At 73.7% G+C, this 15,454-nt stretch carries 16 protein-coding genes; 13 read left to right on the top strand and 3 right to left on the bottom strand.

Annotated features, from left to right (window positions below; genetic code table 11):
* The first annotated feature begins 57 nt into the window (after window positions 1–57).
* Window positions 58–1,341 (top strand): amidohydrolase, encoded by a 1,284-nt coding sequence (locus BJF81_RS01155; protein ID WP_075956815.1) that lies wholly within the window; start codon window positions 58–60, stop codon window positions 1,339–1,341.
* 52 nt (window positions 1,342–1,393) lie between these two features.
* On the opposite strand, the gene BJF81_RS01150 is transcribed toward BJF81_RS01155, so the two are convergent.
* Window positions 1,394–2,131: a 3-hydroxybutyrate dehydrogenase gene (locus BJF81_RS01150; RefSeq protein ID WP_075956814.1), complete on the bottom strand. Its 738-nt coding sequence runs from the start codon at window positions 2,129–2,131 to the stop codon at window positions 1,394–1,396.
* A 165-nt stretch (window positions 2,132–2,296) separates the two neighbouring features.
* Here BJF81_RS01150 and hemG point away from each other — a divergent pair, with 165 nt between their 5' ends.
* The 7 genes from hemG (at window position 2,297) to BJF81_RS01125 (ending at window position 7,472) form a co-directional block, all read left to right on the top strand.
* Window positions 2,297–3,793 (top strand): protoporphyrinogen oxidase, encoded by a 1,497-nt coding sequence (gene hemG, locus BJF81_RS01145; protein ID WP_083663900.1) that lies wholly within the window; start codon window positions 2,297–2,299, stop codon window positions 3,791–3,793.
* Between the two features lie 67 nt (window positions 3,794–3,860).
* A complete protein-coding gene (locus BJF81_RS20645) occupies window positions 3,861–4,610 on the top strand; it encodes a radical SAM protein (protein WP_342447037.1) in 750 nt (249 codons plus the stop codon).
* 50 nt (window positions 4,611–4,660) lie between these two features.
* Complete coding sequence (locus tag BJF81_RS20640; protein WP_342447036.1) at window positions 4,661–5,023, top strand: hypothetical protein; 363 nt, start codon at window positions 4,661–4,663, stop codon at window positions 5,021–5,023.
* Window positions 5,024–5,093: 70 nt separating this feature from the next.
* Window positions 5,094–6,071 (top strand): ATP-binding cassette domain-containing protein, encoded by a 978-nt coding sequence (locus BJF81_RS01135; protein WP_083663899.1) that lies wholly within the window; start codon window positions 5,094–5,096, stop codon window positions 6,069–6,071.
* Entirely contained in the window at window positions 6,068–6,559 is a 492-nt protein-coding gene (locus tag BJF81_RS20635; protein WP_342447035.1) for an ABC transporter permease, read from the top strand. Before BJF81_RS01135 ends, BJF81_RS20635 begins: the two co-directional genes overlap by 4 nt.
* Window positions 6,517–6,885 carry an ABC transporter permease gene (locus BJF81_RS20630; protein ID WP_342447041.1) on the top strand — a complete coding sequence of 123 codons (369 nt, stop codon included), beginning with the start codon at window positions 6,517–6,519 and terminating at the stop codon, window positions 6,883–6,885. Before BJF81_RS20635 ends, BJF81_RS20630 begins: the two co-directional genes overlap by 43 nt.
* 77 nt (window positions 6,886–6,962) lie before the next feature.
* The gene (locus BJF81_RS01125) at window positions 6,963–7,472 is read left to right on the top strand and encodes a pyridoxamine 5'-phosphate oxidase family protein (RefSeq protein ID WP_075956811.1); all 510 of its coding nucleotides are present in this window, start codon (window positions 6,963–6,965) and stop codon (window positions 7,470–7,472) included.
* Between the two features lie 84 nt (window positions 7,473–7,556).
* Here the strand turns inward: BJF81_RS01125 and BJF81_RS01120 are convergent, their stop codons facing one another.
* Entirely contained in the window at window positions 7,557–8,009 is a 453-nt protein-coding gene (locus BJF81_RS01120; protein WP_075956810.1) for a hypothetical protein, read from the bottom strand.
* Window positions 8,010–8,156: 147 nt separating this feature from the next.
* Here BJF81_RS01120 and BJF81_RS01115 point away from each other — a divergent pair, with 147 nt between their 5' ends.
* The 4 genes from BJF81_RS01115 to BJF81_RS01100 are packed head-to-tail and all read left to right on the top strand — an operon-like array spanning window position 8,157 to window position 11,446.
* The gene (locus BJF81_RS01115) at window positions 8,157–9,095 is read left to right on the top strand and encodes a LysR family transcriptional regulator (protein ID WP_075956809.1); all 939 of its coding nucleotides are present in this window, start codon (window positions 8,157–8,159) and stop codon (window positions 9,093–9,095) included.
* Window positions 9,092–10,204 (top strand): mandelate racemase/muconate lactonizing enzyme family protein, encoded by a 1,113-nt coding sequence (locus BJF81_RS01110; protein WP_342447034.1) that lies wholly within the window; start codon window positions 9,092–9,094, stop codon window positions 10,202–10,204. Before BJF81_RS01115 ends, BJF81_RS01110 begins: the two co-directional genes overlap by 4 nt.
* Window positions 10,205–10,251: 47 nt before the next feature.
* Window positions 10,252–11,148 carry a catechol 1,2-dioxygenase gene (gene catA / locus BJF81_RS01105; RefSeq protein ID WP_075956808.1) on the top strand — a complete coding sequence of 299 codons (897 nt, stop codon included), beginning with the start codon at window positions 10,252–10,254 and terminating at the stop codon, window positions 11,146–11,148.
* A gap of 28 nt (window positions 11,149–11,176) precedes the next feature.
* Window positions 11,177–11,446, top strand: a complete 270-nt coding sequence (locus BJF81_RS01100) for a muconolactone Delta-isomerase (protein ID WP_237769951.1) — start codon at window positions 11,177–11,179, stop codon at window positions 11,444–11,446.
* Here BJF81_RS01100 and BJF81_RS01095 read toward each other — a convergent pair.
* Window positions 11,443–12,663 (bottom strand): MFS transporter, encoded by a 1,221-nt coding sequence (locus BJF81_RS01095; protein WP_075956806.1) that lies wholly within the window; start codon window positions 12,661–12,663, stop codon window positions 11,443–11,445. The genes BJF81_RS01100 and BJF81_RS01095 overlap by 4 nt on opposite strands.
* A gap of 149 nt (window positions 12,664–12,812) precedes the next feature.
* Between BJF81_RS01095 and BJF81_RS01090 the strand changes: the two genes are divergently transcribed.
* Window positions 12,813–15,290 (top strand): DNA gyrase/topoisomerase IV subunit A, encoded by a 2,478-nt coding sequence (locus tag BJF81_RS01090; protein WP_075956805.1) that lies wholly within the window; start codon window positions 12,813–12,815, stop codon window positions 15,288–15,290.
* Window positions 15,291–15,454 lie beyond the last annotated feature (164 nt).

Genomic DNA, 15,454 nt, shown 5'->3' with positions numbered 1-15,454 from the left:
CACAGCCTGCCACGGGCTAGCGTCGGGCCAGCACCCGCACCGCACCGAGGAGAGCCCGTGACCACCACCGCCCCCACGTCCGCCGTCACCGCCGTCCTGACCGGGCTGCCCGCGATCCAGCCCTGGCTGGAGGAGACCTACCGCTGGCTCCACGCGTACCCCGAGCTGTCGATGCAGGAGCACGCGACCGCGGCCCGTGTGGTCGAGGAGGTGCGGGCGATGCCGGGGGCCGAGGAGGCCGAGGTCCTCACCGGGGTCGGCGGCACCGGGGTGGCCGTCGTCGTGCGCCACGGGGAGGGACCCACGGTCCTCGTCCGCGCCGACATGGACGGTCTTCCGGTCCGTGAGGACACCGGGCTGCCCTACGCCTCGACGGCGACCGCGGCCAACGCGGCGGGCGAGGCGGTCCCCGTCATGCACGCGTGCGGCCACGACACCCACGTGGCCACGCTACTGGCGACGCTGCGTCTGCTGCTCGCCGCCCCGGACACGTGGTCGGGCACCCTGGTCGCCGTCTTCCAGCCCGCCGAGGAGCAGTTCAACGGGGCCGAGGCCATGGTCGCCGACGGCCTCGTCGAGCGGCTCCCCCGCCCGGACGTCGCCCTGGGCCAGCACGTCCTGCCCGGGCCGGCGGGGTCCGTGCAGGTGGCCGCCGGCCCGATCATGGCCAGCTGCGACGACTTCCGGATCACGCTGCGCGGTCGGGGCGGCCACGGGTCGGCGCCGCACACGGCGATCGACCCGGTGGTCATGGCCGCCTCGCTCGTGGTCCGGCTGCAGACGATCGTCTCCCGCCAGGTGTCGCCCCGGGCCACGGCCGTCGTCACGGTCGGCCGGATCGCGGCCGGCACGAAGACCAACATCATCCCCGAGAGCGCCGTCGTGGAGGGGACCGTGCGCACCTACGACGACGAGGTGGCCCGCCGGTGCCTGGACATCCTGCACCGCACGGCACGGGCGGAGGCGGCGGCCTGGGGCGCGCCGGAACCCCTCGTGGAGACCTTCGACCACCTGCCGGTGACCGACAACGACCCCGCGACCACGGACCGGGTGCGGTCGGCGCTGGCCGCCGAGCTCGGGGCCGAGCAGGTCCGCGAGTTCGAGCCGGAGATGGGCTCGGAGGACTTCTCCGAGCTGCCGAACGCCTGGGGCGTGCCCTACTGCTACTGGGGCTTCGGCGCCTTCGACGCCCGGCGGTGGGCCGACGCCGAGGCCGCCGGCACCCAGGCGGCCGACTTCCCGGACAACCACGCCCCGCAGTTCGCCCCGGTGCTGCAGCCGACCCTGGACACCGGCGTGCGGGCCATGGTGGCGGCGACGATGTCCTGGCTGGGCCGCTGACGTCGGCCCGGCCGGGCGGGGCGGCGGGGCGGGCAGTCAACGCGCACGTCGGCTACTGGGCGGTCCAGCCGCCGTCCATCGTGTAGGAGGTGCCCGTCACCATCCCGGCGTCGTCGCTCATGAGGAAGGCCGCCAGGGCGGCGACCTCGGCCGGCTCGACGAGGCGCTTGACCGCCGAGCGGGTCAGCATGATCTTCTCCACCACCTCCGCCTCGGGGATCCCGTGGGTGACCGCCTGGTCGGCGATCTGCTTCTCCACGAGCGGGGTGCGCACGTAGCCCGGGTTGATGCAGTTGGAGGTCACCCCGTGCGCAGCCCCCTCCAGGGCCGCGACCTTGGACAGGCCCTCCAGGCCGTGCTTGGCGGAGACGTAGGCGGACTTGAACGCCGAGGCCCGCAGGCCGTGGGCCGAGGACACGTTGACGATCCGGCCCCACCCCCGCGCGTACATGTGCGGCAGCGCGGCCCGGACCAGCAGGAACGGCGACTCGAGCATCAGCCGGTGGATGAGCCGGAAGTCGGCCGGGTCGTACTCGTGGATGGGCGCGACCCGCTGGACCCCCGCGTTGTTGACGAGGACGTCGCACTCCAGCCGCAGGTCCTCCAGCGCGGCGGTGTCGGACAGGTCGACCACCCACGTCTCCCCGTCGACCGCCTCGGCGACCCGCTCGGCGGCCTTCGGGTCCCGGTCGGCCACGACCACCCGCATCCCGTCCTGGGCGCTGCGCCGGGCGATGGCCTCCCCGATGCCGCTGCCTCCACCGGTGACCAGCACGGTCCGTGTCGTCATCCCAGCCTCCTCGCGACCCTCCCGGGCCGTCGGTCGTCGTCGTTCCCAGGGAGACCATCGCACACGGCGCGACCCGGAGGGGCAGACGAGGCCCGGTCCCGGGAAACAGGATCGACGCCCGCGCGCCGTCGGGCCGCTCCCTGCTGACCACGTCACTACTACGGCATGTCAGACTTGGTCGTCGCTGCTTTTCCCCTCACAGGAGGCCCGGTGCCAGACCTTCCGACTCTTACGTCATCCTCCGGCGGACCGGACTCGCCTTGCCGCCGCACGGTCGCCGTCGTGGGCGGTGGGTTCACCGGCCTGCTGGCCGCCCGGCAGCTGCGGGCGGAAGGCGCCGACGTCCTGCTCCTGGAGGCCTCGGAGCGGGTGGGCGGCCAGATCCGGACCGTGCCGGTGGCCGGCGTCCCGGTGGACGTGGGCGCCGAGGCGATGCACCTGGCCGCCCCGGGGACGGCCGAGCTGCTCGACGAGCTCGACCTCACGGAGTCCATGGTCACCGCGCGGACCGGGCGGAGCTGGCTGGTCACGCCGCGCGGCCTACGGCCGTTGCCGGCCGGTGTCGGGCCCGCGGGTCCGACCCGGCTGCGGCCCGTGGTCCGCAGCCGGGTGATGACCGTCCCGGGGATGGCCAGGGCCGGGTTGGAGCCGCTGCTGGTGCGCTCCGGGCGCGTCCCCACCCTGGAGGCAGGGGAGGACGTCTCCGTGGGTGATTTCGTGGCAGGCCGGTTCGGCCGGCAGGTGGTCGAGCGGTTCGTGGACCCGCTCCTCGGCGGACTCCACGCGGGGGACGTGCGCCGGCTCAGCCTCCGGGCCTGCGCCCCTGCCCTCGTGCCCGCCGCCGGCTCCGGGCGTTCCCTGCTGGTCCGCCGACGTCCGGGCGCCGCCGGCCGGATGTCGTTCGTCAGCTGGCCGGAAGGGCTGGGCCGGGTGGTCGACCGGCTGGTCGAGGAGCTGGGCGCCACCGTGCGGACCGGGTCGGCCGTCACCGACCTCGCGCGGGAGGGCCGGCGCTGGCGTCTGCGCACCACCGACGGGGCCACGCACGTCGTGGACGGCGTCGTCCTGGCCGTCGGCGCCGCCGTGGCGGCGGAGCTGCTGGCGCCGCGCTCCCCGACCGCCGCGGAGCAGCTGCGGGCCACCTGGCGTGCGGACGTCGCCACCGTGCTGCTGGCGCTGCCCCGTGCGGCCGTCGTCGACGCCCCCGCCCTCGCAGGCACCGGGATGCTCGTGCCCTCGACGACCGGCTCGACGCTCAAGGCGGCGACCTTCCTGTCCACCAAGTGGGCGCACCTGGACCTGGACGACACCGTCCTGGTGCGGCTGTCGGCGGGACGGGCCGACGGGCCACACCTCCCCTCGGACGACGAGGAGCTCGTGGAGCGGCTCCGCGCGGACCTCGCAGGGTTCACCGGCATCGGTGCGGACCCCGTCCAGGTGCACGTCGAACGGTGGCCCTCCGCCCTGCCCCAGCTGACCGTCGGCCACCCGGCCCGGCTGGCCGCCGCACGGGAGGCTCTCGCCGACGACGCCCCCGGCGTCGAGCTGGCCGGCTCCTCCTACGACGGTCTCGGCCTGACCTCCTGCGCCGCCTCGGCCCGGGGCGCCGTCGACCGGCTGCACGACCACCTCACCGCGACCAAGAGCAAGGAGCCTGCGTGACCATCTCCCCACCCACCCGCCGGCCCCCGCCGTCCGCCGCCTGCGGCACGACATCGACGACCGGCCGATGATCGTCATCTGGGAGGTCACCCGGGCCTGCGCCCTCGTCTGCCGGCACTGCCGCGCCGACTCCCAGCCCGTGGGGCACCCCGACCAGCTCACCACCGAGGAGGGCAAGGCGCTCCTCGACGACGTCGCCGCCTTCGGCCGGCCGCAGCCCATCGTCATCCTCACGGGCGGGGACGCCTTCGAGCGGCCCGACCTGCACGAGCTGATCAGCCACGGGGCCGGCCTCGGGCTGCACATGGCCCTGTCCCCCTCCGTCACGCCCAAGCTGACCCACGACGCGGTCCGGCAGATGCACGCCGCCGGGGCCAACTCCATGTCCCTGTCCCTCGACGGTGCCGTCGCCGCGACCCACGACGGGTTCCGCGGCGTCCCGGGCGTCTTCGAGGCCACCCTGGAGGCGGCGCGCTGGATCCGGGCCGACCAGATCCGCCTGCAGGTCAACACCACCGTCACCCGGCACACCGTCGTCGAGCTGCCGGCGATGCTGCCGATCATGCTCGACCTCGACGTCTCGCTGTGGAGCCTGTTCTTCCTCGTCCCCACCGGCGCGGCCAGCAGCTGCAGACCCTCGACCCTCCGCAGATCGAGGACGTCCTGCACTGGATGGCCGACATCTCGGGCACGCTGGCGGTCAAGACCACCGAGGCGCCGCAGTACCGCCGTGTCCTGGTCCAGCGGGCCCGCCGCCGGGCGGAGGGGCTCGACCCCCACGACCCGGAGCACCGCGGCGACACCTACCGGCGGCTGACGGAGGACACCCGGGAGCACCTGGAGCGGTGGCGTGCGCAGGGCAACACCGTGCCGCAGCGTCCTCCCCGGCCGCCGATCGACATCAACTCCGGCCGCGGGTTCGCCTTCGTCGACCACCTCGGCCACGTCTACCCCAGCGGCTTCTTCCCTGAGCACTGCGGCAACGTCAAGGAGGGCGGGTTCCGCGAGGTCTACCGCACCAGCGAGCTGCTGCGGTCGTTGCGCCGTCCCGAACGGTTCCACGGCAAGTGCGGGGTGTGCGAGTTCAACGACGTGTGTGGCGGCTCGCGCAGCCACGCCTACGCCGTCACGGGCGACATCCTGGGCAGCGACCCCACGTGCGCCTACCTGCCGGAGGCCCTGCGCGCCCCCACCCAACGACCGGGGCACGCCACCTCCGCGCCCGCCTGAGGCAGGACCCGCGGAGAGGGGCGCGGCCGCATACCCCCGGTCTGTCGGTGCCGGTCCCTATCCTTGCCCGGTGGCCATGATCGAGGCGCGCGACCTGCGCAAGACCTACCGCTCCCGCAGCGGGGACGTGCACGCCCTCGACGGGCTGACGCTCAGCGTGCCGGAGGGGACGGTCAAGGGACTGCTGGGCCCCAACGGGGCGGGGAAGACGACGACGGTCAAGGTGCTCAACACCCTCATCCGGCCGGACGCGGGCTCGGCCCAGGTGGCCGGCGTCGACGTGCTGGACCAGCCGGGGCGGGTGCGGGAGGTCATCGGGGCCAGCGGGCAGTACGCCGCCGTGGACGAGAACCTCACCGGCCTGGAGAACCTGGAGATGGTCGGCCGGCTCTACCACCTGGGCACCCGGCGCGCCCGCACCCGGGCGCGGGAGCTGGTCGACGCCTTCGACCTCGCCGACGCCGGCGACCGCCCCGTCAAGGGCTTCTCGGGGGGTATGCGGCGCCGCATCGACCTGGCGTGCGCGCTCGTCAACACCCCGCCCGTCCTCTTCCTCGACGAGCCCACCACGGGTCTGGACCCGCGCAGCCGGCTGGGGCTGTGGCAGGTCATCCAGGACCTCGTCGGCGGCGGCACCACCGTGCTGCTGACGACGCAGTACCTCGAGGAGGCCGACCACCTGGCCGACCACATCAGCGTCGTCGACCACGGCCGGGTCATCGCCGAGGGCACCGCCGACGAGCTCAAGGGCCAGCTCGGCGGGCACCGGATCGTCGTCACCCTGGTCGAGGCCCAGGACGCGCCCGCCGCCGAGGAGGTGCTGGCCCGCCACGGGTCGGGCGAGGTGCACGTCGACGCCGCCGGCCGCACGCTCGACGTCCCGGTCGACACCGGTCCGGCCGCGCTGCAGCAGGTGCTCACCGACCTCGCGGCGCAGGACGTCCGCCTGCACGACGCGGGCATGCGCCGCCCCACCCTGGACGACGTCTTCCTCACCCTCACGGGCCGGGAGCACGCCGAGGAGACCGAGGAGGGGCAGGGCGCATGAGCGGGGCGGCACCGGAGGGGACCCTGGCGACCTGGTGGTCCGACGGCTGGACCGTGACGTGGCGCAACCTGCTCAAGCTGCGGCGCAACCCGGAGATGCTCGTCTTCGCGGTGCTCCAGCCGATCATGTTCGTGCTGCTGTTCAGCCAGGTCTACGGCGGGTCCATCCAGATCGACGGCGGCAACTACACCGAGTACCTCATGGCCGGGATCTTCGGCCAGACCGTGCTGTTCGGCTCCACGTTCAGCGGCTACCAGATGGCGCAGGACCTCAAGGAGGGCCTGATCGACCGCTTCCGGACGCTGCCGATGCACTCCTCGGCGGTGCTCTTCGGGCGCACCAGCGCCGACCTGGTCCTCAACGCCATCTCGATGGTCATCATGATCGCCACCGGTGCCTGGTCGGGTGGCGGTTCCACGAGGGGTGGGTGTCCTTCCTGGCCGGCGTGGGGATCCTGCTGCTGTTCAGCTACGCCTTCAGCTGGGTGATGACCCTGATCGGCATCGTCGTGCGCACGCCGGAGGTCATCAACAACGCCTCGTTCATGGTGCTCTTCCCGCTGACCTTCATCTCCAACGCCTTCGTGCAGGCCTCCAACCTGCCCAGGCCGCTCGAGGTCTTCGCCAACTGGAACCCCGTGTCGGCCCTCGTCCAGGCCGCCCGGGAGCTGTTCGGCAACACCGGCACCGCGCCGGTCGCCGACACCTTCCCCATGCAGAACCCGGTCCTGACCGTCCTGGTCGGGTCGGCGCTGATGCTGGCCGTCTTCATCCCCGTGGCGGTCGCACGCTTCCGGCAGGCCTCCTCGCGCTAGCGGAAGCACCCTGACCGTAGGAGGGAGGCCCCCGCAGACACTTTCCCTCGCCCCAGGACGGGGCTACCGTCGGTGGCGTGGATGCCACCCCCACCGCCGACCGACCGGTCCTGCCCCAGGGCTACGGGTTGCCGGCCACGACGGCCGGGCTGCTGGACTGGAGCACGGTCGAGGCCCGGTTGCGCACGGCCCGGCACTACTGGCTCGGCAGCGTCCGGCCCGACGGTCGCCCGCACGCCGTGCCGCGGTGGGGCGTCTGGCTGGACGGCCGGTTCTGGTACGACGGCGCTCCCACGACCCGGCACACGCGCAACGTGGACCGCAACCCCGCCGTCACCCTCACCCTGGAGAGCGGCACCGAGGTGGTGATCGTCGAGGGCGAGTCGCACGCGACCCGGGCGGAGCCGGGCGGGTGGGGCATGCGCCTGGCCGAGGCGTTCGCCAAGTACGACGACGCCGGCTACTCCCCCGGCCCCGACTCCTGGTCGGGGCAGGACGGCGGCGGCCTGCGCGTGATCACGCCGCACGTGGTGCTCGCGTGGTTCGACTTCCCCACCGACTGCACCCGGTTCGCCTTCGGGCTCTGACCCGACGGCCGGGAGGAGCTCACGGCTGGGGCCACCCGCCGAGGGTGCCCAGGTGGGCGAGCAGCACCCAGGTCCCCTCGACCGTCACGTCGTAGCCCCCGCCCTCCAGGTGCAGCCGCCACCGGGCGTCGGCGTCCGCGGCCACCGGCCGCCCCGGCCGAGCCGGCGGGCGTCCACGAGCCGCAGCCGGCGCAGCGGCAGGTGCAGGTCGACCGGCTCGACGTCGGACGGGTGGGCGTCGACGACGAGGCCGTCGCAGCGCACGGTGGCCCGCCAGGGACCGGGGCCATCGGGCAGGCCGGGCCCGGTGCCGGACACCCTCACCCGACCCAAGGGGTCCGCGTCGACCCGCGGGTCCAGGCCGTCCAGGTCGCGCACCCGGTTGATCCTGGTGGTGCCGTACCCGGCGCCGAGGACCTGGAGGACGGTCGTGAGGATGTGCACGGCCCGCCGGGCCACCCGTGTGCCGGGAGCCGCCGGCAGGACCGCCCAGGCGACGGTCGAGGACAGCCGCCGTACCCCGCCGCCGCTCCGCATGCCTGGAGTCTGGCACGTGGCCGGCCCCGCGACGTCGGATAACTCATTCCTGCCACGAATCAATGAGCGTCGATCTGTTCTTGTGCGCCCCGCCCACAGCCCGTACCGTCGAGGAGAACGGCAGGCGACGACAGGGAGGTGCGCGGCATGGACGTCGAGGTCCGCCACCTGCGCTGCTTCCTGGCCGTCGCCGACACGCTCCACTTCGGCCGCGCCGCCGAGCAGCTGCACCTGGCCCAGCCGGCGGTCTCCAAGTCGGTGCGTCAGCTCGAGCGCGAGCTCGGCGTGGACCTGCTGGTTCGGACCACCCGGTCGGTGTCCCTCACCCCCGCCGGGGCGGAGTACGCCGACCGCGCCCGGGGCCTCACCGCGCGCCTCGCCGAGGCGGCCGTGGCCGCCCGCGCGACCGCCGACGGACGGTCGGGCACCCTGCGCCTGGGCGTCACCGGCTCGGCGACCTTCGGCTTCCTCCCCGCCCTGGCCCGGGCCGCCGCGACGGCGATGCCGGACGTGAGCCTCCAGGTGCGCACCGAGATGCTCACCCCCGAGCAGGAACGGGCCCTGCTGGACGACCAGCTCGACGTCGGCGTGCTGCGCCTGCCCACGGGATCCCCGGACCTGGACCACGTCGTCGTCGCCCGTGAACGTCTCGTCGCCGCCCTGCCGGCCGGCTACCCGTCGGCCGGGGGCGGGGGCGCCCTGCCGCTGGCCGAGCTGGCCGACGCCACCTTCATCACCTACGCCGACCGCACCGGCTCGGTCGTGCTCCGCGCCGTGCTGGACGCCTGCCAGGACGCCGGCTTCGTCCCGCGCCGGGCCCACGAGGTCACCGAGACGTCCACGACCGTGGCCCTGGTCGCCGCCGGTCTGGGGGTGGCCCTGGTCCCGGAGTCCGCGGCGGCGCTGACCCTCGACGGGGTGGTCTTCCGCCCGGTCGACTCCCACCGGCGGCTCGACCTGGCGCTGGCCTGGGCCGCCGGCCGCCCCCGACCCGTCGTCACCCGCCTCGTGGAGGCGCTGCACGCCCACGACCTGATCCCGCGCGACCCGAGCGCACCCCCCACGCCCGTCGAGGAGACCCTGTGACCGACCTGACGATCACCGACGTCGAGGCGATCCCCTTCGCGATCCCCTACACCAAGCCGCTGCGCTTCGCCTCCGGTGAGGTCCGCACCGCCGACCACGTCCTCGTCCGCGTGCGCACCGCCGCGGGCGTCGTGGGGCAGGCCGAGGCGCCGCCCCGGCCGTTCACCTACGGGGAGACGCAGTCCTCGATCGTCGCCGTCGTCGAGCAGCTCTTCGGCCCCGCCCTCGTGGGCACCTCGGTGCTGGACCGGGAGCTGCACCGCGCCCGCCTGCACCGCACGATCGCGAACCCGACCGCCAAGGCCGCGCTGGACATGGCCACCTGGGACGCCGTGGGGCAGCTCCTCGGCCAGCCCGTGCACCGCCTCCTCGGGGGGTATGCCGAGTCCGTCCGGGTCAGCCACATGCTCGGCTTCGACGACCCGCAGGTCATGGTCCAGGAGGCCGAGCGGATGCGCGAGGCCCACGGCATCACCACCTTCAAGGTCAAGGTCGGCCGCCGGCCCTACCAGCTGGACGTCGCGGTCGTGCGCGCCCTCCGGGAGGCCTTCGGCGACGAGGTCGAGCTCTACGTCGACGGCAACCGCGGCTGGACCGCCTCCGAGTCCGCCCGGGCCCTGGCCGAGATGGCCGACCTGGGGCTGACGCTGGCCGAGGAGCTCAACCCGGCCGACGACGTGCTCGGCCGCCGCTGGCTGGTGCAGCAGTGCCCCGTCCCCTTCGTCGCGGACGAGAGCGCCACCCGCCCCGCCGAGGTCACCCGCGAGATCCTCGGCGGGTCCGCCACCGCGGTCTCGATCAAGACGGCCCGCACCGGCTTCTCCGAGTCCCAGCGCGTGCTGCACCTGGCCGAGGGCCTGGGCGTGGAGGTCGTCGTCGGCAACCAGATCGACGGGCAGGTCGGCACCCTGGCCTCCGTCGTCTTCGCGGCCGCGCACGCATCCACCTCCGCACGAGCCGCGGAGCTGTCCAACTTCCTCGACATGAGCGACGACCTGCTCGTCGAGCCGCTCACCATCACCGGCGGCCGGATGGCCGCCCCCACGGCCCCCGGGCTGGGCCTGCACGTCGACCCCGACAAGCTGGCCCGGTACCGGCAGGACGCCTGAGCGTCCGTCCACGACCGTCATCACCGATCACGCGAAGGAGCACGACGATGACCGAGAACAGCGTCCACACCGACGGGCAGGACACCGCCAGCGCCCGGGCCTCGGGCCAGAGCGCCACCGAGTCGTTCCGCAAGAAGCAGCACGCCGGGCTGCAGGTCTCCCAGGAGCGCGTCAGCGCCCTGGCGGGTGACGCGCTCGCCGCGATCCACGACGTCATCCGCAAGCACGAGATGACCTACGAGGAGTACGACGCGCTCAAGGCGTGGCTGATCCAGGTCGGCGAGGACGGCGAGTGGCCGCTCTTCCTCGACGTGTGGGTCGAGCACGTGGTCGAGGACGTCAACACCTCCCACCGCGAGGGCTCCAAGGGCTCCATCGAGGGCCCCTACTACGTCCCGGACGCCCCTGAGCAGGGGGCCCGCGGCACCATCCCGATGCGCGACGACGAGCCCGGCACCCCGCTGCACTGGACCGGCCAGGTGACCTCCACCGACGGCAGCCCCCTCGGCGGGGCCAAGGTCGAGCTGTGGCACGCCGACGCCGACGGCTTCTACTCCCAGTTCGCCCCCGACATCCCCGAGTGGAACCTGCGCGGGACGTTCACCAGCGACGAGGAGGGCCGCTTCGAGATCGACACCGTCGAGCCGGCGCCCTACCAGATCCCCACCGACGGGGCCTGCGGCAAGCTCATCGCGGCGGCCGGCTGGCACGCCTGGCGCCCGGCGCACCTGCACGTCAAGGTGTCCGCCCCCGGACACGAGCTGCTCACCGCCCAGCTCTACTTCCCCGGCGACCCGCACAACGAGGACGACATCGCCTCGGCGGTCAAGCCCGAGCTCATGCTCGACCCGCAGGACACCGGCGACGGAAAGCGGACGATGGACTATTCCTTCGTCCTCGACCCGGTCTCCGACGAGACCCCCGCGGCCACGACCGTCGCCTGACGGGGCGAGGAGCGTCACCGTGCTCTACATGGTCCGCATGCAGGTGAACCTGCCGCCCGACCTCGACCCCGACCTGCGGGAGAGGCTGGTCGCCGCGGAGAAGGAGTACAGCCAGGGCCTGCAGCGCGAGGGCAAGATCGCCGGGATCTGGCGCGTCTCGGGGCAGTTCGCCAACTACTGCCTCTTCGACGTGGCCGACCACGAGGAGCTGCACGCCTGCGTCTCCGGCCTGCCGATGTTCGGCTGGATCAGCACGCAGGTCGAGGCGCTGAGCCGGCACCCGAACGCGATCGGCTAGGACGGGTCCGGGCCCCGCCCCGACGGGGCCCGGACCACCACGTCCCGCCCGGCGGCCAGGCTGCTCGTGGCCAGGGACAGCGCGAGCGCGACGAGCAGCAGGCCCGGGGCGCCCCACCCGCCGGTCGACTGGGCCAGCCAGCCCACCGCGAACGGACCGGCCGCCCCGATCGTGTAGCCGACCAGCTGAGCCATGGCGTTGAGCGCCCGCACGACGTGCTCGTCGTGCCCCCGCAGCACGATGAGGGTCAGGGCGTAGGTGAACCCGGCCCCCTGGGCCAGCCCACCGACCACCGCCCAGACCGGCCAGGCGGCGGGCGCGAGCAGCAGCCCGGCGACCATGACGGTCCAGGCGAGGGCGATGAGCACCCCGATCCAGCCCTGCCGCGGCCGCATCCGGGCGAAGCCGGCGATCGTCAGGGCCGTGGGGATCGCGGTGATCTGGTAGAGCGCCATCGCCGTCCCCCCGACGGCGTGGGTCACCCCTGCACGGTCGACGAGGATCGTCGGCAGCCAGGTGGTCAGGGAGTAGTAGAGCGCCGACTGGCTGCCCAGCGCCACCGCGAGGGCCCAGGCCGTCGGCAGCCGCCAGACGAACCGGTCCTCGTGCACCCCGGCAGGGACGGGGGTATGCGGTCGCGCCGGCTCCCCCGCCCCGTCCCGCTCCCGCCGCACCACGTGCCGCACCCATCCCACGACCGCGACGGGGACCAGCACGGTCCACAGCGCCAGCGCCACCCGCCAGCCCAGGAGCTGGGCCACCGGGACCGTCAGGGCCGAGGTCAGGGCCGCCCCGACGGCGAGGGTGGCGGTGAAGAACCCGGTGACCCGGCTGGCCCGGCCGGCGAAGTCCCGCTTGATCACGACCGGGACCAGGACGTTGCCGACGGTGATGCCCAGCCCCACCACCGCGGTGCCCAGGAGCAGGACGAGCGGCCCGCCCAGCACCCGGACCAGGGTGCCGACGGCGATGAGGGCCAGACCCACGAGCACGGCGCGGCCCGGCCCGAGCCGTCGGCCCAGGCGCGCGGCCAGCGGGGCGGCCAGGGCGAACAGCAGCACCGGCAGGCTCGTCATGAGGGCCGCCTGGGCCGGGGTCAGGCCGACCGCGACCTGCAGGTCCTCCAGCACCGGCGGCACCGCGGCGATCGCCCCACGCAGGTTGAGCGCGACGAGGACGACCGCGAGGATCGTCAGCAGGCTCGCGCGTCGGGACACCGCGCCACCATAGGCCCGGGGCCACGGCCGCCCCGCCGGGCCCGCCTGCGCCGCGCCTGCGCGGCCCGCCCGCACGCACCGCATACCCTGGGGCCGTCCCCGACCACCCCGCCGCCGGACGCGGCAGAGCAAGGAGCGCCCGCACCCCCATGGCCCGCCGCAAGCGCCCGCAGGAGACCGACCTGTTCGACGTCGAGGAGAAGATCGTCGAGATCGACGTCCAGGCGGAGATGGAGGGCGCCTTCCTGGAGTATGCCTACTCGGTGATCTACTCCCGGGCCCTGCCCGACGCCCGGGACGGGCTGAAGCCGGTGCAGCGGCGGATCCTCTTCGCGATGGACGAGCTGGGGCTGCGCCCCGACAAGGCCCACGTGAAGTGCTCGCGGGTGGTCGGTGAGGTGATGGGCAAGTACCACCCGCACGGGGACACCGCGATCTACGACGCGATGGTGCGCATGGCCCAGCCGTTCACGATGCGGCTGCCACTGGTCGACGGGCACGGCAACTTCGGCTCGCTGGACGACGGGCCCGCCGCCAGCCGCTACACCGAGGCGCGGATGGCGCCGGCGGCGCTGCTGATGACCGCCAGCCTGGACGAGAGCACCGTCGACTACGTCCCCAACTACGACGACCAGCTCTACCAGCCCGAGGTGCTGCCGGCGGCCTTCCCCAACCTGCTCGTCAACGGCGCCTCCGGCATCGCGGTCGGCATGGCCACGAACATGCCGCCGCACAACCTCGTCGAGGTGATCGGCGCGGCGCGGCACCTCATCGCGGACCCGGAGGCCGACCTGGAAGCGCTGATGCGCTTCGTGCCCGGCCCGGACCTTCCGCTGGGCGGACGGATCGTCGGGCTCGACGGCATCCGCGACGCCTACGAGACCGGCCGCGGGTCGTTCAAGACCCGGGCCACCGCACGGATCGAGAACGTGACACCGCGCAAGAAGGGCATCGTCGTCACCGACCTGCCCTACCTCGTCGGCCCCGAGAAGGTCATCGAGAAGGTCAAGCAGCTGGTCCAGAACAAGAAGCTGCAGGGCATCTCCGACATCGTCGACCTCACCGACCGGTCCAAGGGCCTGCACCTGGTCATCGAGATCAAGACCGGTTTCAACCCCGAAGCCGTGCTCGAGCAGCTCTACCGGATGACGCCGATGGAGGAGTCCTTCGGCATCAACAACGTCGCCCTGGTCGACGGTCAGCCGCGCACGCTGGGCCTGAAGCAGCTGCTTCAGGTCTACGTCGACTTCCGCACCGACGTCGTGCGCCGGCGCACCCGGCACCGGCTCGGCAAGAAGCAGGACCGGCTGCACCTGGTCGAGGGGCTGCTCATCGCGATCCTCGACATCGACGAGGTCATCCAGCTCATCCGCGCGGCCGAGGACGTGGCCACCGCCCGCACCCGCCTCATGCAGGTCTTCGACCTCTCCGAGATCCAGGCCAACCACATCCTGGACCTGCAGCTGCGCCGGCTGACGAAGTTCTCCCGGATCGAGCTGGAGGCCGAGCGCGACGACCTGCTGCGCGAGATCGAGCGCCTGGAGGCGCTTCTGGCCGACGAGCAGCTGCTGCGCCGGCAGGTCTCCGACGAGCTCGCCGAGGTCGCCAAGGAGCACGGCACCCCGCGCCGCACCGTCCTGCTGGAGTCGGACGGGCAGTCGGGCATGCCGTCCGCCGGCGCCGGGGCGCAGGCCGCCCGGGGCGGGGCCGGGCTGGAGGTCGCCGACGACCCGTGCCGGGTGATCCTGTCCTCGACCGGGCTGCTGGCGCGCACGACCACCGACGAGCCGCTGGGCACCGGTGGTCGCCGGTCCAAGCACGACGTCGTCGTCGCCGAGGTGCTGGCCACCGCCCGCGGGCAGGTGGGCCTGGTCACCTCCGCCGGGCGGGTCGTCAAGCTGTCCGTGGTGGAGCTGCCGACCGTGCCGCCGACCGCCGACGCGCCCTCGCTGTCCGGCGGGGTGCCGCTCAGCGCGTTCGTCGACCTCCCTCCGGACGAGCGGGCGCTGACCCTGTGCACGCTGACCGGCGAGGGGCCAGGGCTGGCCCTGGGCACCGCCCAGGGCGTGGTCAAGCGGGTCAACCCCGACTACCCCGGCAACAAGGACGCCTTCGAGGTCGTCTCCCTCAAGGACGGCGACCGGGTCGTCGGCGCGGTCGAGCTGACGACCGGCGAGGAGTCCCTGGTCTTCGTCACCACCGACGCCCACCTGCTGCACTACCCGGCCTCCCTGGTCCGGCCGCAGGGCCGGTCCGGCGGCGGGGTGGCCGGGGTCAAGCTGTCCGCCGGCGCGTCCGCCGTCTCCTTCACGGCCGTCGAGCCCGGGCGGGAGAACGTCGTCGTCACGGTCGCCGGCTCGGCCGGGGCGCCGGCCGGCACCCAGACCGGCTCGGTCAAGGTGACCGACATGTGGGCCTACCCGGCCAAGGGCCGGGCCACCGGCGGCGTCCGCTGCCACCGCTTCCTCCGCGGCGAGGACGCCCTCGTGCTCGCCTGGGCCGGGGCCGCCCCGCCCAGGGCCGCGTCCGGCAACGGCGTCCCGGTCGACCTGCCCGAGACCAACGACAAGCGGGACGGCTCGGGCACCCCGGCGGGCGCGCCGATCGCGGTGGTGGGGTCTTCATGAATGAAGACAGAAAGGCAGATGTAGTTCACCAAGCCAGGAGCTGGGCACGGGGAGCCATAGGTTTCCTAGTGGCCCGCGTTTGAAGTTGCTTGACGGTTGGCCTTCTTGAGGATGTCGTCGGCGGTCTTGGTCCAGACGAAGGGGTGGCAGCGGTCGTTCCAGCC

It is taken from the genome of Ornithinimicrobium sp. CNJ-824, from assembly GCF_001942405.1.
GTDB classification, from domain to species: Bacteria; Actinomycetota; Actinomycetes; order Actinomycetales; family Dermatophilaceae; genus Ornithinicoccus; species Ornithinicoccus kibberensis.
The sequence above is the reverse complement of the archived record's forward strand: the minus strand, read 5'-3'. Positions and strand labels throughout refer to the sequence as shown.